The sequence below is a fragment of the Mycolicibacterium gilvum genome (assembly GCF_900454025.1).
Taxonomy (GTDB): domain Bacteria; phylum Actinomycetota; class Actinomycetes; order Mycobacteriales; family Mycobacteriaceae; genus Mycobacterium; species Mycobacterium gilvum.
This window is the reverse complement of the sequence record NZ_UGQM01000001.1, coordinates 1,129,929-1,152,104: the sequence shown is the minus strand read 5'-3', so window position 1 is coordinate 1,152,104 and position 22,176 is coordinate 1,129,929. Positions and strand designations below refer to the sequence as shown.

Sequence of the window (22,176 nt, the reverse complement as noted above, 5' to 3'; positions counted from 1 at the left end):
TGGATTTCATAGGGAAACACCCGATTCGTCGTCACGTCGGCGCCGATACGGTCGAGGCATGGGCGACGGGCGCAGCGCGACGAACTTCCTCGCCGAGTGGTATCTGGCCGATCTGGCGGAGGCGACCGTCGACGACATCACCACCCGGATCCGGACGGCGACCGAGGTGACGACCGCCGAGGGGGCGCCCATCCGGCTCGTCGCGACGCTGGCCGTGCCGTCGGACGAGGTGCTCTACGGTGTCTTCGACGCGGCGTCCTCGGAGGCCGTCATCGCGGCATGCCTGCGGGCAGGCTTCCCGCAGCAGCGGCTATCCTGCGATGTCCTCACCCGCTTCGCGTCCGGCGCTGCCTGACAGACGTGTGCTGCGAATCTTCGGAAAAAGCCGACCGGCCGGTGTTATGTTGCTGCGCGAGGGTGCTCTTCGGCCGTCGCGTCACGGTTCGCCAGGGGGATACCGTAGACCTCTGACCGGCGCGTCTGACCTACCGTTCGTGGGGGACGGTGGTCCGGCGGGGTCAGAGTCGGCGACCGAGGAGCACTCTCAAAAGCTTTCCGACACAAAAAACCCCGCCCGATGGGCGGGGTTTTTCGTCGGTCGGGTCAGCTCTGCGCCGGCTCTTCCGTGAAGTTGCGGGTCACGGTCGGATCCACCGGGATGCCCGGGCCCGTCGTGGTCGAGACGACGACCTTCTTCAGGTAGCGGCCCTTCGACGACGACGGCTTGGCGCGCAGGATCTCGTCGAGCGCGGCGCCGTAGTTCTCCGCCAGCGCCTTCTCGTCGAACGACGCCTTGCCGATCACGAAGTGCAGGTTGGCCTGCTTGTCGACGCGGAAGTTGATCTTGCCGCCCTTGATGTCGTTGACGGCCTTGGTGACGTCGGGGGTCACGGTGCCGGTCTTCGGGTTCGGCATCAGGCCACGCGGGCCGAGGATGCGGGCGATGCGGCCGACCTTGGCCATCTGGTCCGGGGTGGCGATCGCGGCGTCGAAGTCGAGGAAGCCGCCCTGGATCTTCTCGATCAGGTCGTCGCTGCCGACCACGTCGGCGCCCGCGGCGAGGGCCTGCTCGGCCTTCTCACCGACGGCGAACACGGCGACGCGGGCGGTCTTACCGGTGCCGTGGGGCAGGTTGACGGTGCCGCGCACCATCTGGTCGGCCTTGCGGGGGTCGACACCCAGCCGGATCGCGACCTCGACGGTGGCGTCCTGCTTCTTCGACGACGTCTCCTTGGCCAGCTTGGCGGCCTCGAGCGGCGTGTAGACGCGGTCCCTGTCGATCTTCTCGGCGGCCTCTTTGTAGGCCTTGCTGTTCTTGCTCATTGTTGTCTCCTCGGTTCAGAAGTTGTGGTTGCGAGCCGATGCCAGCTCTCCCACGTGATCGGTCTTATTCGACCGCGGTCTGGTCGATCCGCAAGCTACTCGACTGTGATGCCCATGGACCGCGCCGTGCCGGCGATGATCTTCGCGGCCTGGTCGATGTCGTTGGCGTTCAGGTCTTCCTTCTTGGTCTCGGCGATCTCGCGCACCTGATCCCACGTCACCTTGGCGACCTTGGTCTTGTGCGGCTCACCGGAACCCTTGGGCACACCGGCTGCCTTGAGCAGCAGCTTGGCGGCGGGCGGGGTCTTCAGCGCGAACGTGAAGCTGCGGTCCTCGTAGACGGTGATCTCCACGGGGATGACGTTGCCGCGCTGCGACTCGGTCGCGGCGTTGTACGCCTTGCAGAACTCCATGATGTTGACGCCGTGCTGGCCGAGCGCGGGACCGACCGGCGGGGCGGGGTTGGCCTGCCCGGCCTGGATCTGCAGCTTGATCAGCCCGGTGACCTTCTTCTTCGGGGGCATAGTCGTGCGTTCCTTTTCTTTCCTCTACGAAGACTTAAATCTTGGCGACCTGGTTGAAGGTCAGTTCGACCGGTGTCTCACGACCGAAGATCGACACCAGCACCTTGAGCTTCTGCTGCTCGGCGTTGACCTCGCTGATCGACGCGGGCAGCGTCGCGAACGGGCCGTCCATGACGGTGACCGATTCGCCGACCTCGAAGTCGACCTCGATGACGGGCCGCTCGATGCCGCCGGCCTCCGAGGACGTGGCTGCCGCAGTCGACGCAGCGGCCTTGCCGGGCTTCTTCGCCGCAGCGGGCGGCAGCAGGAACTTGACCACGTCGTCGAGCGACAGCGGCGACGGACGCGAGGTCGCACCGACGAACCCGGTCACACCGGGGGTGTTGCGCACCGCGCCCCACGACTCGTCGTTGAGCTCCATGCGGACCAGGATGTAGCCCGGCAGCACCTTGCGGTTGACCTGCTTGCGCTGACCGTTCTTGATCTCGGTGACCTCTTCGGTCGGCACCTCGACCTGGAAGATGTAGTCGCCGACGTCGAGGTTCTGCACGCGGGTCTCGAGGTTGGCCTTCACCTTGTTCTCGTATCCGGCGTACGAGTGGATGACATACCAGTCACCCGGCTTCAGACGCAGCTCCTTCTTGAGCGCGACCGCGGGGTCTTCGTCCTCGGGCTCTTCCGGAGCTGTCTCGTCGGCACTCTCGCCGGCGTCGGCACCCTCGATGACATCGGCGACCTCGGCGGGCACGGCATCCTCGTCGCTGCGCACAGCGTCGGAACCGGCCTCGGCGTTGGTGTCGTCGACGTCGATGGTGTCGACGGTGTCGCCCGAAGGCGCCTCGCCGTCGAAGCTAGTCACGTGTCAGTCCTCTCTCAATACTTTCCGGCGGCTCTCGTCGCCTCTGGGCCTTGCGCGCAGGTCAGGCGAAGATCCAGGTGATGAGCTTCGCCAGGCCCAGATCCACCCCACCGATCAACGCCACCATGAAGATCAGGAAGAACAGCACGGTCGTCGTGTACGCGACCATTTCCTTGCGGTTCGGCCAGATGACCTTGCGCAGCTCGCCGAGAACTTCCTTGAGGTAGTTGACGACGAAGGCGATCGGATTGCGCGACGGCTGGTCCTTGGGCTTCTTGGCCGTCTTCTTCTTGGCTTTGGGGCCGCGGCCGTCGTCGTCCTTGGAACCGGAGGCCTCGGTCTCGGGTGACTCGTCGTCGGTGTCGTCGGCCTCCACGGCACGTCGTGACCGCTTCCCGGTCGGCCGCAGGGGCCGCGTCACCACCGCGGTCTGGCCGCGGTTGTCACCGTCGTCGGTCTCTGTGCCGTGGTCGGTGTCCGCGGAGCTGACACCGTCGCGCTCGTCGCTCACCGCATGTTCCCGTCTGTTCGTCCTTTGTGGTCCGCCCTCCAGTATCCAAGACTGAAGAGTGTCCACACTTGTCGAGTATTCAGTTGCGCAGGGGCGACAGGACTTGAACCTGCAACCTGCGGTTTTGGAGACCGCTGCTCTGCCAGTTGAGCTACGCCCCTTCAGGGGTCCCTGCAGGGCCCACACAATTTGCGCGCTCCCCGTTCGGTCGATCAGAGCCGACGGACAGCGCGCTTAACTGGGAAAACCCCGAAGCCCGAGTGTAGCGCGCCGCGGGTCCGAGTTACTAATCCGGATCTACCCGGCGGCTTCGGTGTCGGCGGTGTCCTCGTCGGTGTCGTGCTTGACGGGCTTGCGCACGACCTGCCCCGTCTCGGGATCCCAGCCGGCCGAGATCGAGTTGTCGCCCTCGTGGCCCATCAGCGTGGTGAAGGACTCCATCACGACCTCGCCTGCGTCGTCGGTCAGCACGTTGCGGGTGGTGACGATGTCGGCGCCGAACCGCTCGTCGACGGTCAGGATGGTCAGTGCGCCACGGAGGCGATCGCCGTCCTTGATGGGACGGCGGAACAGGAACCGCTGGTCGACCTGGACGATCTGCAGCGTCTCCAGACCCACGTCGACATGCTGGAAGAAGTGGTTCTGGATCATCACCGCGAAGATCGACATGAAGGTCGGCGGCGCGATGATCGCGCTGTGGCCGAGCTCGGCGGCCGCGGCCTCGTCGTGGCTGGCCGGATCCTTGGCCTTGACGGCGTTGGCGTACTGGCGGATCTGCTCGCGGGCGACGACGAAGACGTCCGGGTACTCCCAGACCATTCCGCGGATATCGGTTTTGAGTGCCATCGAGGTGCCTTACGCGAGCTTCGCGATGGCGACGGCGCGACCGAAGATCTTCTTACCTCCGGACGTGGCGCTCAGCGCGATGGTCACGGACCGGGACTCGGGGTCGACGGACTTCACGCGTCCGTTGAACACGATCTCCGCGCCCTTGCCGTCGTTGGGCACGGGCACGACGGCGGTGAACCGCACGTTGTACTCGGTGACGGCGGCGGGGTCCCCGACCCACTCGGTGACGTACCCGCCACCGAGGCCCATCGTGAGCATGCCGTGCGCGATCGCGGTGTCGAGGCCGACCTGCTTGGCGATCTCGTCGTCCCAGTGGATGGGGTTCAGGTCGCCGGACACGCCCGCGTAGTTGACGAGGTCGGCCCGCGTCAGCGGGATGACCTTCTCGGGCAGCAGATCGCCGACCTTGACCGAACTGAACTCACGCAATGCCATCTGAAAAGCCGCTCTCTCCGTCTTCTTCGCTACGTCCCGCCAGGGTGGTGTAGCTCTCCTGGACGACGTCGCCGTTTCCGTTGCTGACGATGTTCTTGGTGACGATGATGTCGGTGCCGTGGGCCTTGCGGATCGAATCGATCCACACGTCGCAGTACAGTTCGTCGCCGGCCTTGATGGGGCGGACGAACCGCAGAGACTGGTCGACCTGGACGATCTTGGCGTCGGAGATGCCGATGTTGTTCGCGGCGAACATCGCCCACTGCGCCTGGTAGCCGAACACCGAGATGAACGTCAGCGGGGCCAGCAGCGCATCATGTCCGAGCTCGGCGGCGGCGTCCTCGTCGAAGAATGCGGGGTCGGAGTTCTTGACCGCGACGGCGTACTCGCGGATCTTCTCGCGTCCCACGACGTAGTGGTCGGGATAACGAAAGTGCGTCCCGACGAATCCGTCCAGAAAAGACACGAGTATTGAACCTACCTGGTCGACCTCAGCCGGTGTATCGACGGCGCCGGCCCTCGTCGGGGGTCGCTCAGCGCGACTCTTTGTGAGCCTGGTGCTTGCCGCAGTTGGGGCAGAACTTCTTGATCTCGAGGCGGTCGGGATCGTTGCGGCGGTTCTTCTTCGTGATGTAGTTGCGGTGCTTGCACACCTCGCAGGCCAAGGTGATCTTGGGCCGTACGTCGGTACTGGAGGCCACGTCAGTCGTCCTTCGTTCTTTGCGTTCGCGTTTCTGTAGCGGTGGGGAGGCTCGATCTCCCGACCTCACGATTATGAGTCGTGCGCTCTAACCAGCTGAGCTACACCGCCCCGGACGGATCCGGTCTGCAGCGTGCAACCGCCACCCCGGTTTCCACCGAGCCCCCTAACGGAATCGAACCGTTGACCTTTTCCTTACCATGGAAACGCTCTACCGACTGAGCTAAGGGGGCCTTCTCTCGCGCAACCGGCACGAGCCTTAAAGAGGGTACATTCTCACCGTTTGCGGCGCCAAACCGCTGGTCATTCCGGCCGTTCGCCGCCGAAAAGGCGACCGCGGCCCCGTCGACCGCTCGTGCAGTGCCTACTCTGAATCGCATGGCCGACACCGACCGTCTCTACTTCCGACAGCTGCTCTCGGGCCGTGACTTCGCCGCCGGAGACATGATCGCCCAGCAGATGCGCAACTTCGCCTATCTGATCGGCGACCGTGAGACCGGCGACGCCGTCGTGGTGGACCCGGCGTACGCGGCGGGCGAGCTGGTGGACGCGCTGGAGGCCGACGGCATGCACCTGTCGGGGGTGCTGGTCACCCATCACCACCCCGACCACGTCGGCGGTTCGATGATGGGTTTCACCCTCAAGGGGCTGGCCGAGCTGCTGGAACGGGTGAGTGTCCCGGTCCATGTCAACGCTCACGAGGCCGACTGGGTCTCGAAGGTCACCGGGATCGCGCCGAGTGAGCTGACCACGCATCAGCACGGCGACACGGTCTCGATCGGCGACATCGACATCGAGCTGCTGCACACGCCGGGCCACACCCCGGGAAGTCAGTGCTTCCTGCTGGACGGCCGTCTGGTCGCCGGCGACACGTTGTTCCTCGAGGGGTGCGGGCGCACCGACTTCCCCGGCGGCGACGTCGACGACATGTTCCGCAGCCTGCAGGCGCTGGCACAGCTGCCCGGCGATCCGACGGTGTTCCCCGGTCACTGGTACTCCGCCGAACCGAGCGCACCGCTGTCCGACGTTCGCGGCAGCAACTACGTGTACCGGGCGAGCAACCTGGATCAGTGGCGCATGCTGATGGGCGGCTGACGCGCTAGTCCCCGGCCGACCGTCGGCCCGACTATCGGCAAAGAGGCCCTCGTCGTCGGCGATTCTGGCAAACTCGACCCCGGCGCTGTCGGCAACCCGTGTCGGGGGTCTTCGTGAAGAACATCGCGCTGTGCTTCGACCGTGACCGCGACGGTGTCGCGGAGTCCACCAACGCCTCGGTGTCGGCGGTGCTGCTCCAGAGGTCGGCCGATCAGATCGTGTGGTCCCCCACGTGTCCCGGACACCGCCGGGGCGCGTTCGGTGCCGGACACACCGCCCTCGACGCGGCCCGCGCGGCCGTTGCCGGGGCCTACGGATTCCTGGTCGACGAATGGGCGCCGGGCGACCGCCTCTTCCTGTTCGGTGCAGGCCGCGGTGCGGTGTCGGCGTACGCGCTCGCCCGGCTGCTGGGAACGGTCGGTGTCCTCAACGGTGACGTCCCCGGATGGACGACCGACGATTTCCGTGAGTACGCGCTGTCCACCTACGCGTTGCCGCGAACCCCGCGAGACGCCGCTGACTGGCGGCGTATCGCCGGGGTCGTCGCGGGCCTGTCGGATCGTGACGACGTGGCGGTCGAGGTGGCGTTCCTGGGTCTGTGGGACTGCGTCGCGCCGGCGGGGTTCGCGCGGGCGGGGGCGGTGGGACGGTTGCCCACGGTGCGCTCGGCCCGCCATGCGGTCGCGATCGACGGCGGGTACCCGCATCCCGGGCCGCAGTTGCTGGGTGGCGCAGCGGGCGGCGGCGTGGAGGAGGTGTGGTTCCGCGGCACCCACGGCGATATCACGGGCGGTCGGGGCGCGCGACCATGGCTGGCCGGCGTCGCGCTGGACTGGGTGCTCGACGGCGCGGTGCGGGCCGGTGCGGCGCTGCGGCAGTGCCCCGAGCGGTACGCCACCCGGGGTGCCGACGCGCTCGCCGGCGGCGTCCCGGCGGTGACCTTCCGCAAAGTTCCGGAGGAGGCGACGGTGCACGCGAGCGTGCAGTGTTTTCTGCGGGCGCATCCGTCGTACTGGCGGCGCCTACCGTCGCGCGTGGTGTGGGCGGACCCGGACTGGGACGCCCGCTCGGAACGTCTGGTGCCGGGCTCCGCGGCGCCCCCGCCCGCCGCGGAGATCCCGGCACTCGTCGCGGCTTCCTGAACCCCCACAGCAAGGAAGCCGGCAGCGAGGCGCGGTAACCCCTCGTGACACCGCGCAGATCTCACGGTAGGAACCGTGGCGCCGGCAGTCGCGCGTAGTCCACTACGCGTTTCGCGGGCCGAACCCCGCCGCTGTTACGTTCGTCCCCATGACCGGCACCGTGTCCTATGACCTCGCTGACTCCGTCGCCACCGTCACCCTCGACGACGGCAAGGTGAACGTCCTCGGCCCCGCGATGCAGGCCGCGATCAACGACGCGCTCGACCGGGCCGAGGCCGACAAGGCCAAGGCCGTCGTCCTCGCGGGCAATTCGCGGGTGTTCAGCGGCGGTTTCGATCTCGGGGTCTTCCAGTCCGGCGACGCCGCCGCGGCGCTGGGCATGCTGTCGGGCGGCTTCGAGCTGTCGGTGCGGACGCTGACCTTCCCGGTGCCGGTGATCATCGCCGCGACGGGGCCGGCGATCGCGATGGGTTCGTTCCTGCTGCTGTCGGGCGATCACCGGGTGGGGCAACCGAAGACCCGGTGCCAGGCCATCGAGGTCGCGATCGGCATGACGATCCCGATCGCCGCGCTGGAGATCATGCGCGCCCGGCTGACCCCCGCGGCATTCGAGCGCAGCGCCGCGCTGGCCTCGACCTACGTCGGTGACGACGCCGTCGCAGCCGGCTGGCTCGACGAGATCGTCGAGGCCGATCAGGTACTCACCCGCGCGCAGCAGGTGGCGGCCGAGGCCGCGACCACGCTGCACGCCGGTGCACACCTCGCGACCAAGCTCAAGGCGCGCAAGTACGCCCTCGACGCGATCCGGGCCGGAATCGACGGGCTCGCGACGGAGTTCACGCTCGGCTGACGCCGACGGCGCCGTCGCGGTGCCATGATGGCCCGGTGACCCATGTCCACGGCAGGATCTGGCGGGACGGAAAGACCGCCGACGACTTCGAGTTCTCGGCGATCTCGGAGTACCTCGCCACCGAGGGCACGCTGCTGTGGTGTGACATCTACGACCCGGACCACGCGACGCTCAAGAGCCTCGCCGAGGAGATCGGCCTCAACGAGTGGGCGGTCGAGGACGCGATCGCCGACGCCGAGCGGACCAAGGCCGTGGTCTACAAGACGCACACGTTCTTCACCGTGTACGACGTCTGGGTGAAGGACCCTGCGCCGGAGGACAACTCGGAGTCCACCCTGGAGATCCACCGCATCTCCGGGTTCGTGCTGCCTCGCGGGCTGATCACCGTGCGGATCTCCCCGCACGTCGACATGGAGAAGGTGTCCCGGCGTTACGACGATCTCGGCGGGCAGGAGCACGGGGTCGGTTCGCTGGTGCACGCCCTTCTCGACGTGGTGGTCGACGGCCACTTCGCCGCGGTCCAGTCGCTCGACGACGGGATCGAATCACTTGAGGACGACCTCTTCGCCGAGCGTCCACTGCGAGGTCGACTGCAGCGCAGGACTTTTCAGCTGCGCAAGGACCTGGTCTCGCTGCGCCGTGTGGTGCTGCCGATGCGGGAGGTCGTCACGGCGCTCCAGCACCGCCGCCTGGACGCCAGGAACGCGGTCGAACTCGACGCGGTGTACGCCGACCTGTACGACCATGTGCTGCGGGCCTCGGAGTGGACGGAGTCGTTGCGCGACATGGTCACCACCGTGTTCGAGACGAACCTGTCCCTGCAGGACGCGCGGTTGAACATCGTGATGAAGAAGCTGACCGGCTGGGCCGCGATCATCGCCGTGCCGACGGCGATCACCGGTTTCTACGGCCAGAACGTGGACTACCCGGGGATCGACACCGTCGGCGGCTTCGTGACCAGCACGTCGATCATCGTCGTGCTCGTCATCGTGCTGTATTGGACGTTCAAGGCGCGGGATTGGCTGTGACGTCCAGGGTTCCGACGACACGGCCGCCGGCCCGGTAGGCCACGGTGAAACCGCCGGCGCGCTCGCTCAGGTCCGATGTGTCGTGCCGGCCTCCCCATCCGCGGTATTTCAGCGTGAATGTCCCTATCGTGGCGCTGAATCCGGGCACCTTGTCCCACACCGCCGGCGCCCCGGCCGCGGTCAGACCGGCGACGAGACCCTGCTGGGCGGCATCGCGCCAGTGTTCGGCGACCACCGGGCGGCCGGCGGCGACGTTGTGGGCCAGCGTCACGTCGCCGGCGGCGTACACGTTGCGCGCCGAGGTGCGCATGTGTGCGTCGACGACGACCCGCCCGCGCTCGGTCGCCAGGCCCGCCTCGGCGGCCAGCCTGATGTCGGGCCGTACCCCGGTGGCGGCGACCACGACCTCACCGGCGATCCGCTCGCCCGTCGCCACGGTGACACCGTCCGAGCCCACCTCGATCACGGTCGCCGAGGTCACCACCCGCACCCCCGCCTCGGTGAGCATCTCGTGCACCCGCTCGCCCACGTCGGGGCCGAAGCGCCGGCACAGCGGCGCCGGCTCCGGAACCACCAGCGTCGTGGACAGACCCATCCCGGCCAGGCGGGCCGCGGTCTCGCACCCGACCAGTCCGCCGCCGATCACCGCGGCGGTGTCGGCGAACCGCGCCGCCATCTTCAGGGCGACGGCGTCGCTGAAGGATCGCAGCGGCTGCGCCGAGTCGCCGCCGGGCACCGACAGCGGCACCGCGGCCGACCCGGGGGCGAGGACCAGGTGCCAGTACCGGTAGCGGGCGCCGCCGACGGTGACGACCTCCTGGGTGTCGACGTCGATGTGGTCGACCGTGACGCCGAGGTGCAGGTCGATGTCGTTTCGTGCGAACCAGCCGACGCTGTGCAGTTCGAGGTTGGTGTGCCCGCCGCCGAGAAATTCCTTGCTGAGCGGAGGTTTGGAGTACGGCAGCGCGGGGTCTGCCGACAGGATCCGCACGGGGATGCGGGGGTGGCGCCGACGGAATGTCTCCGCCGCGCTGACCCCCGCCGGACCACTGCCGACGGCGATGAATCCCGGTGCCGCCATGTCGTCGTGAGTACCACCTTCACAGGGCGGCCAATCGCGGCCTCGGCTCAGTGGTCAGCGTTCGGTCAGATTCGCTGGGACGGCCTCGTCGAGTTCCGTTGAGCGGCGGTGGCCGGTGTGTCAACATCTGCGCATGGAACCGAACGGGGATCCTGAGGCCCGCATCAGGGACCTCGAGCGTCCGCTGGCCGACCGCGCGAGGGCCAGCGAGCTCGGTACGCACCCCTACGGCGCGCCGCCTGTCCCGCCGTATCAGGACGTTGCCCTTCCGCCGATGCCGCCGGGCGTCGAGCATCCGGCACCGGTGTACGGGTCGCCGTACTACGCCCCACCGCAGCGGGTCGTGCACAAGCGCTCGAACACCGCACTGTGGCTGATCCCGGTCGTGGTCGTCGTGGTGCTGGCCGCCGGCATCATCGGCATCGTCGCGTATTTCAGCTCGGGCACCCCGGACAGCTACACCTACACCCCGCCGGTCTCGGGCGGCGGCGGCCCGCTCGATGCGCCGCTGCCGCCGCAGGTGCAGACCCGCACCGACTCCACCGAACAGGTCATCACCGTCGACTCCGGCGGGTTCGTCAGCATCGGCGGTGTCGAGAAGAACCAGACCATCGTCTGCGACGAGGGGACGGTCAGCATCAGCGGCGTGAACAACACGATCGAGGTCACGGGCCGCTGCGGGTCGGTGACCGTGTCGGGCGTCGACAACACCGTCACCGTCGAGTCGGCGGGCACGATCAGCGCGTCCGGTTTTCACAACCGGGTGACGTTCCTGGCCGGCGATCCGCAGACCTCGACGTCGGGCAGCGGCAACGTGATCGAACGGCAGTGACCACCGGGACGCGGCGCACGCCGTAGTCTGGGCGCCGATGGCCCTGCACCTCCATCGGGCCGACCGCACCGATCTGCTCGCCGACGGCCTCGGCGCGATGCTGTCGGATCCGCCCGCCGATCCGTTCGCCGAGGACCTCGTCCTGGTGTCGGCCCGCGGCACCGAACGCTGGCTGAGCCAACGCCTGTCGCATGTGCTCGGGCGAGGGTCGGGGCAGGACGGGATCTGCGCGGGGGTGACGTTCCGCCATCCGCGGTCGCTGATCGCCGAGCTCACCGGAACCCGCGAGCACGATCCGTGGTCACCGGACGCGATGGTGTGGCCGCTGCTGGCCGTCATCGACGACTGCCTCGCCGAGCCGTGGTGCTCGACGCTGGGCGCGCACCTCGGCCACTTCGCCGACGGTGAGGAGAGGGAGCTCCGGCAGGGCAGGCGGTACGCGGTGGCGCGGCGCCTGGCCGGACTGTTCGCCTCCTATGCGACGCAACGGCCGCGGCTGCTCGAGGACTGGCTGGCCGGCCGCACCGACGGTCTCGATGCCGACCTGCGGTGGCAGCCCGAGCTGTACCGTGCGCTCGTCGATCGGGTACAGGCCGATCCGCCTCACGTCCGGCACGCCGAAACCGTTGCGCGGCTTGTCGACTCGCCGACGGACCTCCCGGAACGGCTGTCGTTGTTCGGGCACACCCGGTTGCCGGTCACCGAGATCGAGCTGCTGGCCGCGGTGGCCACACACCACGACCTGCACCTGTGGCTGCCCCACCCCAGCGATGCGCTGTGGACCTCGCTGCGCGACGTGCGGGACGTGATCCCGCGTCGCGACGACACGTCCCACCGCCGGGTCGGGCATCCGCTGCTGGCCACCCTCGGTCGCGACCTGCGCGAGCTGCAGCGCTGCCTGCCGACCGACACCGTGTCCGACGAGTCTCTGGGATCGGTCGCCCGCCCCGACACGCTGCTGGGTTGGCTGCAGTCCGACATCGGCGCCGATCGCGTGCGCGCCGAGGGCCGTACCCACGATGCCGGTGACCGATCCGTGCAGGTGCACAGCTGCCACGGTCCGGCCCGTCAAGTGGACGTGCTGCGCGAAGTGCTGCTGGGCATGCTCGAGGACGATCCGACGCTGGAGCCCCGCGACATCCTCGTCATGTGCCCCGACATCGAGGCCTACGCACCGCTGATCGTCGCGGGCTTCGGCCTCGGGGATGTCGTCTCCGGTGCGCATCCCGCGCACCGGCTGCGGGTCAAGCTCGCCGATCGTGCGCTGACCCAGACCAATCCGCTGCTCGGGGTCGCGCGCCGGCTGCTGGAGCTGGCGGGGAGCCGGGCCACCGCCGGCGAGGTGCTCGACGTCGCGGAGGCGGCACCGGTGCGGGCACGGTTCGGCTTCTCCGACGACGACCTCGACGCGGTCGGCACCTGGGTGCGGGAGTCGAACATCCGCTGGGGTTTCGACCGTGACCACCGCCGTCCCTACGGGGTGGACTTCGTCCAGAACACCTGGCGTTTCGGCATCGACCGGGTGCTCGCCGGGGTCGCGATGAGTGACGACTCGCGCGCCTGGCTCGACACCACACTCCCGCTCGACGACGTCAGCAGCAACCGGGTCGAGCTCGCCGGCCGGCTCGCCGAGTTCGTCGACCGGCTCCGCGATGCCGTCGAATCCCTCACCGGCACAGCGATGTTGGCCGACTGGCTGGCGCGGATCCGCACCGGGGTGTCGGAGTTGACCGCGGTGCCCGACAGCGACCTGTGGCAGCACAGCCAGTTGGAGCGCGAACTCGCCGACATCGCTGCCGCGGCGGGGGTGCACGCCGGCACCGAACTGCGCCTGTCGGACGTCCGGTCGCTGCTGGACCGGCATCTCGCCGGACGGCCGACCCGCGCCAACTTCCGGACGGGCACGCTGACGGTGTGCACGATGGTGCCGATGCGCTCGGTGCCGCACCGGGTGGTGTGCCTGGTCGGCCTCGACGACGGCGTGTTCCCGCGGGTGGGTGTCGTCGACGGGGACGACGCGCTGGCGCGGGATCCGATGACCGGGGAACGCGACATCCGTTCCGAGGACCGGCAGTTGCTGCTCGACGCGATCGGGGCCGCCACCGAGAAGTTGGTGATCACCTATACCGGCGCCAACGAGTACAGCGGGCAGCGCAGGCCGCCGGCGGTCCCTGTCGTCGAGTTGCTCGACACCCTCGACGTGACCACCTCCTCTCCGGTCCGCGACCGTGTCCACACCTCACATCCGTTGCAGCCGTTCGACATCGCCAACGTCACCCCCGGTGAACTCGGCATGCCGGTGGGCACACCCTTCACCTTCGACCCCACGACACTGACCGCGGCACGGGCCACCACCGGCGACCGCGAGGAGCACCGGCCGCTACTGGCCGAACCGCTGCCCGCACCGCCTGCCGACGACGTCGCCCTCGACGACCTGATCGGGTTCTTCCGGGATCCGGTGAAGGGATTCTTCCGGGCGCTCGATTTCACGTTGCCGTGGGACGTCGACGGCCTCGACGATGCGATCCCCGTCGACGTCGATGCGTTGCAGGAGTGGAAGATCGGCCAGCGGTTGCTCGATGACATGCAGCGCGGGATGTCCCCGGCGCAGGCGCAGCAGGCCGAGTGGCGCCGCGGTTCGCTGCCGCCGGGACGGCTGGGCTGGCGCAGGGCCCAGGAGATCACCACGCGTTCGGCCGCGCTCGCGGCGGCCGCGCAGCAATACCGCACACCCGACCCGCACGCCGTCGACATCGACGTCGCGGTTGGTCCCGCGCGACGGCTCACCGGCACCGTCCCGCGACTGTACGGCGAGCGGATGGTCGCGGTCACCTATTCGAAGCTGGCCGGCCGGCATCTGCTGGAATCGTGGATTCGCCTGGTGGCGTTGACCGCTCACCGACCCGGCACCGACTGGACCGCGGTGTGCATCGGCCGCGGCGACCGCGGCAGACCCACCAGGGAGCGGCTGCTGGGGCCGCCGGACTCCGCCGCCGAGGTCCTGGCCGACCTGATCGCGATGTACGACGCGGGCCGCCGCGCACCGATCCCGTTGCCGCTCAAGACGTCCTACGCGTGGGCCGAGACGGACTTCCACCGCGGCCAGCCGCTGCGGGAGGCCGGCTGGAAGTGGAAGACGGGCCGGTACCCGGGTGAGGACCAGGACCCCGCGCACGTCCGCGTGTGGGGACCGCACCTTCCGCTGGAGGATCTCGTCGCCGCCGGACTCCCCGACTTCGCGGCGCGGTTGTGGCTGCCGATGCTGCGCGCCGAGAGGAGTGCACACTGATGGAGCCGTTCGATCTGCTGGGCGCCCTGCCCGAGCCGCGCACCACGACGGTGCTGGAGGCCAGCGCGGGGACGGGCAAGACGTTCGCGCTGGCCGGTCTGGTCACCCGGTATGTCGCCGAGGGGGTGGCCACCCTGGACCGGATGCTGCTGATCACCTTCGGCCGCGCCGCCAGCCAGGAGCTGCGGGAGCGGGTGCGCTCACAGATCGTGGATGCACTCCGGGCTTTCGACGATCCGGCCGCCATCGGTGACAACGAGGTCGTCCGCCACCTGGTGACGGGCGACGCCGAAGAGTGCGACGCCCGCCGGCGGCGGTTGCGCGACGCGCTGGCCGGCTTCGACGCCGCGACGATCGCGACCACCCACCAGTTCTGCCAGCTGGTGCTGCGCTCGCTCGGGGTGGCCGGCGACACCGATTCCGGTGTGGAGCTGGTGGAGAGCCTCGACGACCTGGTCGCCGAGATCGTCGACGATCTGTACCTCGCCCACTTCGGACAGGACCGCGACGAGCCGTTGCTGACCCACGAGTCCGCGCTGCGGCTCGCCCATGCGGTCGTCGGCAATGCGCACACCGAGCTGCGGCCGCGCGACCCCGCGCCGGGTTCGGATGCCGCGGTCCGGGTCGAGTTCGCCAAAGCCGTCTGTGCCGAACTGGAAACGCGCAAGCGCAAACTCGGCATCCTGCACTACGACGACCTGCTCTCGCGACTGGCCGACGCGCTGGAGGCGCCGGACTCCCCGGCCCGGGCACGGATGCAGCGCCGGTGGTCGATCGTGATGGTCGACGAGTTCCAGGACACCGACCCGGTGCAGTGGCAGGTGATCGACCGCGCGTTCCGCGGACACGCCACCCTCATCCTGATCGGCGACCCGAAGCAGGCCATCTACGCGTTCCGCGGCGGCGACATCGTGACGTATCTGCACGCCGCGGCGACGGCGGGCGTGCAGAGGACGCTGGGCACCAACTACCGCAGCGACGCACCGCTGGTCGAGGGCCTGCAGGCGGTCATGCGCGACGCACAGCTCGGCGATCCCCGCATCGTGGTGCGCAGGGTCGACGCGCATCACCGCGAGCACCGGCTGCAGGGCGCACCACACAACGAGCCGTTCCGCCTGCGGGTGTGCACACGCGACCAGTTCCGCGTCCGGCCCGACCGCATGATCCCGATCGACGTGCTGCGCAACCACATTCCGAAGGACATGGCCGCCGACATCGCCGCGCTGCTGAACTCCGGTGCCACCCACTGCGGTGAGAAGCTTGCGCCCGGCCACATCGCGGTCATCGTCGAGAGCCACCGCGACGGGCACGCGTGCTTCGCCGCGCTCGCCGACGCCGGGATCCCCGCGGTCTACACCGGCGACTCGGATGTGTTCTCCTCCCCCGCCGCCGACGACTGGATGTGCCTGCTGGAGGCCTTCGACCAGCCGCACCGGTCGGGCCTGGTGCGCGCGGCGGCCACCACGATGTTCTTCGGCGAGACCGCGGAAGCGCTGGCCCTGCAGGGTGATTCGCTGACCGACCGGATCGCCGAGACACTGCGGCAGTGGGCCGACTTCGCGCGTGAGCGGGGGGTGGCGGCGGTGTTCGAGGCCGCCCAGTTGCGCGGCATGGGCGCACGTGTCCTGCGGTGGGTGGACGGCGAACGCCACATGACCGATCTGGCCCACCTGACCCAGCTGCTGCACGACACCGCCCACCGCGAGCAGTACAGCCTGCCCGCGCTGCGCGACTGGCTGCGCGCCCAGCGTGACGACCGGGGCGGTCTGCGCGGCACGGTCGAACGCAACCGTCGCCTCGACAGCGACGCCGCCGCGGTGCAGATCATGACGGTGTGGGTCAGCAAGGGTCTGCAGTTCCCGGTGGTGTACCTGCCGTTCGCGTTCAACCGCAACGTCCAGCCGCGCGACGTCGTCGTCTTCCACGAACCCGCGACATCCGACGGGGCCGGCGACATCCGCTGTCTGCACATCGGCGGTGAGTCCAGCCCCGATTTCGCCGCGGTCGCGCAGCAGGCACGGCTCGAGGCCGCCGGTGACGATGTCCGGCTCACCTATGTCGCGATGACACGCGCCCAGTCGCAGGTGGTGGCGTGGTGGGCGCCGTCGCGCGACGAGCTCAACGGCGGGCTGTCCAGGCTGCTGCGCGGCCGGGCGCCCGGCGACCCGGTGGTGCCGGATCGCTGCGACCCGGCCCGCATCGACGACGCCGAGGCGATGGCGCGGCTGCGCGCGTGGGACGACGAAGGCGGGCCCGTGCTGGAGGAGTCGATCATCGCCGAGCGGGTCGAGGTCGAATTGCCCGCTCCGCCGGACACTCTCGCGGTCCGCCACTTCCACCGGCGCATCGACCCGTTGTGGCGGCGCACCTCGTACTCCGGGCTGATCCGGGCGGCCGAGCAGGAGTCCGGGGTCGGCAGCGAGCCGGAGGTGGTGGAGCTCGACGACGAGGTCGCCGAGCTCCGGGGGCCTGACACCGAGCCTGCCACACCGGATGTCGACATGGCGTCCCCGATGGCCGGGCTTCCGATGGGCGCGAAGTTCGGGACGCTGGTGCACGCCGTCCTGGAGACCGCGGACCCGTTCGCGGTCGACCTGGCGGCCGAACTCGAGGCCGCCGTCGTGGAGCACTCCCTGTGGTGGCCCGTCGACGTGCCGCCGGCCGAGCTCGCCGCCGCACTGGTGCCCATGCACGACACCCCGCTGGGCCCGTTGGCTCCCGGGGTCACCCTGCGCGACATCGGATTGCGGGACCGGTTGCGGGAGATGGAGTTCGAGTTCCCCCTCGCCGGGGGCGACCGCCGCGACGACACGCCCGACATCACGCTCGCCGACGTCGGGCGCCTGCTGCGCGCGCACCTGCCCGCAGACGATCCGCTCGCCCCGTACGCCGCCCGGCTCACCACGGGCGCGCTCGCCGGCCAGCCGCTGAAGGGGTATCTGAACGGGTCGCTGGACGCGGTGCTGCGCGTCGACGGCCGCTACCTCGTGGTCGACTACAAGACGAACTGGCTCGGCGATCCGGCCGGCGAGCTCACCGCTGCGGACTACGCGCCGGCACGGCTGGCCGAGGCCATGCTGCACTCCGACTACCCGCTGCAGGCGCTGCTGTACTGCGTTGTGCTGCACCGGTTCCTGCGCTGGCGCCAGCCGGGCTACTCCGCGCGGCGACACATCGCGGGTGTGCTGTACCTGTTCGTGCGTGGCATGTGCGGACCCGACACCCCGGTCCTCGACGGACATCCCGCCGGGGTGTTCAGCTGGCAGCCCCCGGCGGCGCTGATCGAGGAGCTGTCGGATCTGCTCGACGCGGGAGCGGTGCCGGCATGAGCCTCGACGCGTTCGCCGAGGTGTTCGAGCCGGCCGATATCCATGTGGCGCAACGTCTCACCGAGCTCGGCCGGGACTCCGACCCGACCGTCGCGCTCGCGGTGGCGCTGGCGGTGCGGGCCGTGCGCAGCGGTTCGGTGTGCGTGGATCTGCGGACCGTGGCCGCTCAGGTCGGCGTTCCCGAGTTGCCCTGGCCGGACCCGGACGGCTGGCTCTCGACCGTCGGGGCCAGTCCCCTCGCCGAGCACAAGGTGGTGCGCCTCGACGGTGATCTGCTCTACCTCGACCGGTACTGGCGCGAGGAGGAGCAGGTGCGCGACGACGTGGTGGCGCTGCTGTCGTCGCCGCCGCGGACGGCGGTGCCCGGCCTGGAACGGTTGTTCCCGGCCGGCTGGGAGGAGCAACGCGCGGCTGCCGAGGCGGCGCTGACGCGGTCGCTGACCGTGCTGACCGGAGGTCCGGGCACCGGCAAGACGACGACCGTGGCCCGGCTGCTGGCCGCGTTCGCCGAGCAGGCCGAGCTCGCCGGGGGTCCACCGCCGCGGATGGCGCTGGCCGCCCCGACCGGCAAGGCCGCGGCGCGGCTGCAGGATGCGGTGCAGGCCGAGGTGGACCGGCTCTCGGCGGTCGATCGCGCCCGGCTCGCGGGGCTGCGCGCGACGACGATGCACCGGTTGCTCGGCAGCCGGCCGGACACGTCGTCGCGGTTCCGCCACCACCGCGGCAACCGGCTGCCGCACGACGTGATCGTCGTCGACGAGACCTCGATGGTGTCGCTGACGATGATGGCGCGGCTGCTGGAGGCGGTGCGCCCCGACACCCGGCTGTTGTTCGTCGGCGATCCCGACCAGCTCGCGTCGGTGGACGCCGGCGCCGTGCTCGCCGACCTGGTCGACGGTCTCGGTGAGGCCGGGGTCGTCGAGTTGACCACCTCGCACCGGTTCGGCGAGCGGATCGGCGCGCTGGCGCTCGCGATCCGCAGCGGCGACGCCGATGCGACCGTCGAGGTGCTGCGCGCCGGCGGGGACGCGATCGGCTGGCTCGACACCGACGACGCGGCCGACGCGCTGCGCGGCCCGCTCGTCGACCGCGCCGCGGACCTGCGCGAGGCGGCGCTTCTCGGCGACGGGGAGACCGCGTTGCGCATTCTCGACGGGCACCGGTTGCTGTGCGCGCACCGCCGGGGACCGTTCGGGGTCGCCCACTGGAACCGGCAGATCGAGCGGTGGCTCGCGGAGCGGACCGGGCAGTCGATCTGGTCGCAGCCCTACGCCGGGCGTCCGCTGCTGGTGACGGCGAACGACTACGGGCTGGGCGTCTACAACGGCGACACGGGCGTCGTCGTCGCCGCGCCGGAGGGGCTGCGCGCCCACATCGGCACGCCGGCGTCGTCGCGGGAGCTGGCGGTGGGCCGCCTCGGTGAGGTCGAGACGATGTTCGCGATGACGATCCACAAGAGTCAGGGCAGCCAGGCCGACGAGGTCACGGTGCTGATGCCTCCGCAGGACTCCCGGCTGCTGACCCGCGAGTTGTTCTACACCGCCGTCACCCGCGCCAAGGAACGGGTGCAGGTCGTCGGGACCGAGGCCTCGGTGCGGGCGGCGGTCGGACGCCGCGCGGTGCGCGCATCGGGGCTGGCGCGGCGCTTGAGCACCGCCCGCTGACCCGCCCGCGGATCCCGCCGAAATTGCATTCCAGCAGGCCCCCACTCGGCATTCCCCTGCGCCGACGCAATCTCGCCGAGATCGCTCCGCGCAGCCGTGTATACCGATCGTCACCGAACAGTCGCTATTTTGTCGGTGAGCCGGTAGCCGGAAACGACCAATCGAAAGAGATCGTGGCTTCATGCGTGTTGACGGGCAGGACGTCGCTGTTTCGGGCAGCCTGCTCCAGCCGCTGACCCGGCGCACCAACGACATCTTCCGGTTGTCGCTCGCCGGGATCTTCCTCGTCGTGGTCGTGACCAGTTCGCTGATCACCCGGTACGAGTGGGAGGCGCTGGAGAAGTCGATCTCCGGGATCGTCGGGGTGCTGAGCCCGACGCAGTCCAACACGGTGTACCTGATCTACGGCGTCGCGATCCTCGGGCTGCCGTTCTTCATCCTGATCGGTTTGATCCTGGCCCGGCAGTGGAAGCTGCTCGGCGCCTACGGCGCGGCCGGGGTGATCGCGATCCTGGCGCTGTCGATCACCGGCAACGGCATCGCCGCCCCGCAGTGGCATTTCGACCTGACCGTGCGCCTCGACACGGTCCTGTCGCAGTTCCTCGACGATCCGCGGTGGATCGCGATGCTCGCCGCCGTGCTGACCGTGTCGGGGCCGTGGCTGCCTGCCCGGTGGCGACGCTGGTGGTGGGCGCTGCTGCTCGCGTTCGTCCCGATCCATCTGGTCGTCAGCGCGGTCGTGCCGGCGCGCTCGCTGCTCGGGTTGGCGGTCGGCTGGTTCGTCGGGGCGCTGGTGGTCCTCGTCAGCGGTACCCCCGCCCTCGAGGTTCCGCTGGACGGCGCGGTGCGGGCGTTGATGCGGCGTGGTTTCCCTCCTGCGGCGCTGCGGGTGCTCCGGCCCGCCGGAGAGGGTCCCCTGGTGCTCGACGCGACGGCCTCGTCCGATTCCGAGGCCGACTCCGATTCCGGGCCCGAGACCGCGCTGGTCGAGCTGTACGGGCCGCATCAGCGCGGCGTCGGGTTCCTCCGGCAGTTCTGGGGGAAGCTGCGGCTGCGCGACGACGAGACCGCTCCGCTGCAGACGTCCATGCGCCGGGCCGTCGAACACCGCGCACTGATGGCGCTGGCGGTCGGGAACCTCGGCATGGCGAACACCCAGCCGATCGCGGTCGCCACGCTGGACCGCGGCTGGACGGTCTACGCGCACAAGCCCGCGCGCGGCATCCCGCTGGCCGACTGCGCCGACGAGACTCCCGTCGCCCGGGTGTGGGACTCGCTGGGCGTGCTGCACAGCCAGCAGATCTCCCACGGCGATCTGCGTCGCGGCGAGATCACCGTCGTCGACGGCAGGCCGCTGTTCGGCGGGTTCAGCCGCGCCGAGTTCGGTGCGTCCGACGCTCATCTGCACACCGACATCGCGCAGTTGCTGGTGACGACCGCCGATCTGTACGGTCCGCCGAAAGCGGTCGCGGCGGCGATCACCGTCTTCGGCAACGACGCGGTGCTCGCGGCCTCACGACGCCTCACGAAGGCGGCGGTGCCGAAGGCGGTCCGCGATTCGGTGCGCGACGCGGGCGCGACGATGGCGAAGCTGCGCGACGAGGTCAAGTATCAGACCGGCGCCGACCAGATCAAGACCGAGACGATCACCCGGTTCACCCGCAACCAGGTGATCCAGATGGTGCTGCTGGTCGCGCTCGTCTATGTCGCGTACCCGTTCATCAGCTCGGCGCCGGTGTTCTTCTCGGAGCTGCGGTCGGCGAACTGGTGGTGGGCGCTCGTCGGGCTGGCTGTGTCGGGGTTGAAGTACCTGGGCGCGGCCGCGGCGCTGTGGGCCTGCGCCGACGGCATGGTCACGTTCCGCAGCCTGACGGTCATGCAGGTGGCCAACACGTTCGCCGCGACGACGACGCCGGCCGGTGTCGGCGGGCTGGCGTTGAGCACCCGTTTCCTGCAGAAGGGGGGTCTGGGCGCGCTGCGGGCGACCACCGCGGTGGCGCTGCAGCAGTCGGTGCAGGTGATCACGCACATCACGTTGCTGATCCTGTTCAGCGCGGCGGCGGGCGCGTCGGCGGACCTGGGGCGGTTCGTGCCGAGTACGACGGTGCTGTACCTGATCGCCGGGGTGGTGCTGGGGGCGATCGGGGTGTCTTTGTTCGTGCCGAAGCTGCGGCACTGGCTGGCGACGGCGGTGCGTCCGCGGCTCAAAGAGGTGCTCGACGATCTCAAGCTGCTCGCCCGCGAACCCAAGCGTCTGGCTGTCATCATATTGGGTTGTGCGACAACGACTCTGGGCGCGGCACTGGCGCTGTGGGCGAGCATCGAGGCGTTCGGCGGGGACGCCAGCTTCATCACCGTCACGATCGTCACGATGGTCGGCGGCACGCTCGCGGCGGCCGCACCCACGCCCGGCGGTGTCGGCGCGGTGGAGGCGGCGTTGATCGGCGGTCTCGCGGCGTTCGGTGTGCCGGCCGCGGTCGCGGTCCCCGCGGTGCTGCTCTACCGGATCCTGACATGCTGGCTCCCGGTGTTCGTCGGCTGGCCGATCATGCGGTGGCTGACGCGCAACGAGATGGTCTGACCCCCCTTTTTTTCCGCGAGCGTGCGTGTCCGCGGCCGACACGCCGCACGTTTTCGGCATTTCACGCACGCTCGCGGCCGCCGG

General features: G+C 69.7%; 19 protein-coding genes and 3 tRNA genes. 10 read left to right on the top strand and 12 right to left on the bottom strand.

The features are described 5' to 3' along the window. Positions 1 to 58 precede the first annotated feature (58 nt). Positions 59 to 355, top strand: a complete 297-nt coding sequence (locus DYE23_RS05385; RefSeq protein ID WP_115326708.1) for a hypothetical protein — start codon at positions 59 to 61, stop codon at positions 353 to 355. Positions 356 to 603: 248 nt separating this feature from the next. On the opposite strand, the gene rplA is transcribed toward DYE23_RS05385, so the two are convergent. The 11 genes from rplA to DYE23_RS05330 form a co-directional block, all read right to left on the bottom strand. After that, positions 604 to 1,323, bottom strand: coding sequence for a 50S ribosomal protein L1 (gene rplA, locus DYE23_RS05380; RefSeq protein ID WP_115326707.1), 720 nt, complete (start codon positions 1,321 to 1,323; stop codon positions 604 to 606). Positions 1,324 to 1,418: 95 nt separating this feature from the next. Beyond that, positions 1,419 to 1,847 carry a 50S ribosomal protein L11 gene (gene rplK, locus DYE23_RS05375; protein WP_011895939.1) on the bottom strand — a complete coding sequence of 143 codons (429 nt, stop codon included), beginning with the start codon at positions 1,845 to 1,847 and terminating at the stop codon, positions 1,419 to 1,421. Between the two features lie 34 nt (positions 1,848 to 1,881). Next, positions 1,882 to 2,706, bottom strand: coding sequence for a transcription termination/antitermination protein NusG (gene nusG, locus DYE23_RS05370; RefSeq protein ID WP_115326706.1), 825 nt, complete (start codon positions 2,704 to 2,706; stop codon positions 1,882 to 1,884). Positions 2,707 to 2,767: 61 nt separating this feature from the next. Beyond that, on the bottom strand, positions 2,768 to 3,217 hold the full coding sequence (secE, locus tag DYE23_RS05365) for a preprotein translocase subunit SecE (protein WP_172527712.1): 450 nt from the start codon (positions 3,215 to 3,217) through the stop codon (positions 2,768 to 2,770). Between the two features lie 88 nt (positions 3,218 to 3,305). Beyond that, a tRNA-Trp gene (locus DYE23_RS05360) sits at positions 3,306 to 3,378 on the bottom strand. A gap of 136 nt (positions 3,379 to 3,514) precedes the next feature. Further along, positions 3,515 to 4,063: a (3R)-hydroxyacyl-ACP dehydratase subunit HadC gene (gene hadC, locus DYE23_RS05355; RefSeq protein WP_115326704.1), complete on the bottom strand. Its 549-nt coding sequence runs from the start codon at positions 4,061 to 4,063 to the stop codon at positions 3,515 to 3,517. Between the two features lie 9 nt (positions 4,064 to 4,072). After that, positions 4,073 to 4,501, bottom strand: a complete 429-nt coding sequence (gene hadB, locus DYE23_RS05350) for a (3R)-hydroxyacyl-ACP dehydratase subunit HadB (protein WP_011895943.1) — start codon at positions 4,499 to 4,501, stop codon at positions 4,073 to 4,075. Then, on the bottom strand, positions 4,488 to 4,967 hold the full coding sequence (gene hadA, locus DYE23_RS05345; RefSeq protein WP_011895944.1) for a (3R)-hydroxyacyl-ACP dehydratase subunit HadA: 480 nt from the start codon (positions 4,965 to 4,967) through the stop codon (positions 4,488 to 4,490). The genes hadB and hadA overlap by 14 nt, the downstream gene beginning before the upstream one ends. Positions 4,968 to 5,034: 67 nt before the next feature. Further along, positions 5,035 to 5,202, bottom strand: coding sequence for a 50S ribosomal protein L33 (gene rpmG / locus DYE23_RS05340; protein WP_003929651.1), 168 nt, complete (start codon positions 5,200 to 5,202; stop codon positions 5,035 to 5,037). A gap of 36 nt (positions 5,203 to 5,238) precedes the next feature. Next, positions 5,239 to 5,312: transfer RNA gene (locus DYE23_RS05335), tRNA-Met, on the bottom strand. A 49-nt stretch (positions 5,313 to 5,361) separates the two neighbouring features. Then, positions 5,362 to 5,434 (bottom strand) — tRNA-Thr (locus tag DYE23_RS05330). 145 nt (positions 5,435 to 5,579) lie between these two features. On the opposite strand from DYE23_RS05330, the gene DYE23_RS05325 reads away from it, so the two are divergent. The 4 genes from DYE23_RS05325 (at position 5,580) to DYE23_RS05310 (ending at position 9,316) form a co-directional block, all read left to right on the top strand. Beyond that, entirely contained in the window at positions 5,580 to 6,296 is a 717-nt protein-coding gene (locus DYE23_RS05325) for an MBL fold metallo-hydrolase (protein WP_011895945.1), read from the top strand. Between the two features lie 113 nt (positions 6,297 to 6,409). Further along, entirely contained in the window at positions 6,410 to 7,438 is a 1,029-nt protein-coding gene (locus tag DYE23_RS05320; protein WP_013472754.1) for a phospholipase effector Tle1 domain-containing protein, read from the top strand. A gap of 148 nt (positions 7,439 to 7,586) precedes the next feature. Continuing rightward, positions 7,587 to 8,288: a crotonase/enoyl-CoA hydratase family protein gene (locus DYE23_RS05315; protein ID WP_013472755.1), complete on the top strand. Its 702-nt coding sequence runs from the start codon at positions 7,587 to 7,589 to the stop codon at positions 8,286 to 8,288. 35 nt (positions 8,289 to 8,323) lie between these two features. Next, on the top strand, positions 8,324 to 9,316 hold the full coding sequence (locus DYE23_RS05310; protein ID WP_099962536.1) for a magnesium transporter CorA family protein: 993 nt from the start codon (positions 8,324 to 8,326) through the stop codon (positions 9,314 to 9,316). Here DYE23_RS05310 and DYE23_RS05305 read toward each other — a convergent pair. Further along, positions 9,294 to 10,397: an NAD(P)/FAD-dependent oxidoreductase gene (locus DYE23_RS05305; RefSeq protein WP_099962535.1), complete on the bottom strand. Its 1,104-nt coding sequence runs from the start codon at positions 10,395 to 10,397 to the stop codon at positions 9,294 to 9,296. The genes DYE23_RS05310 and DYE23_RS05305 overlap by 23 nt on opposite strands. Positions 10,398 to 10,530: 133 nt before the next feature. Here DYE23_RS05305 and DYE23_RS05300 point away from each other — a divergent pair, with 133 nt between their 5' ends. The 5 genes from DYE23_RS05300 (at position 10,531) to DYE23_RS05280 (ending at position 22,092) form a co-directional block, all read left to right on the top strand. Beyond that, entirely contained in the window at positions 10,531 to 11,229 is a 699-nt protein-coding gene (locus DYE23_RS05300) for a DUF3060 domain-containing protein (protein WP_013472758.1), read from the top strand. 37 nt (positions 11,230 to 11,266) lie between these two features. Continuing rightward, positions 11,267 to 14,518 (top strand): exodeoxyribonuclease V subunit gamma, encoded by a 3,252-nt coding sequence (gene recC, locus DYE23_RS05295; RefSeq protein ID WP_115326703.1) that lies wholly within the window; start codon positions 11,267 to 11,269, stop codon positions 14,516 to 14,518. Then, on the top strand, positions 14,518 to 17,847 hold the full coding sequence (gene recB, locus DYE23_RS05290; RefSeq protein ID WP_115326702.1) for an exodeoxyribonuclease V subunit beta: 3,330 nt from the start codon (positions 14,518 to 14,520) through the stop codon (positions 17,845 to 17,847). The genes recC and recB overlap by 1 nt, the downstream gene beginning before the upstream one ends. Further along, positions 17,844 to 19,511 carry an exodeoxyribonuclease V subunit alpha gene (recD, locus tag DYE23_RS05285; RefSeq protein ID WP_011895953.1) on the top strand — a complete coding sequence of 556 codons (1,668 nt, stop codon included), beginning with the start codon at positions 17,844 to 17,846 and terminating at the stop codon, positions 19,509 to 19,511. The genes recB and recD overlap by 4 nt, the downstream gene beginning before the upstream one ends. A gap of 181 nt (positions 19,512 to 19,692) precedes the next feature. Continuing rightward, positions 19,693 to 22,092 carry a lysylphosphatidylglycerol synthase transmembrane domain-containing protein gene (locus DYE23_RS05280; protein WP_115326701.1) on the top strand — a complete coding sequence of 800 codons (2,400 nt, stop codon included), beginning with the start codon at positions 19,693 to 19,695 and terminating at the stop codon, positions 22,090 to 22,092. Positions 22,093 to 22,176: the final 84 nt, after the last annotated feature.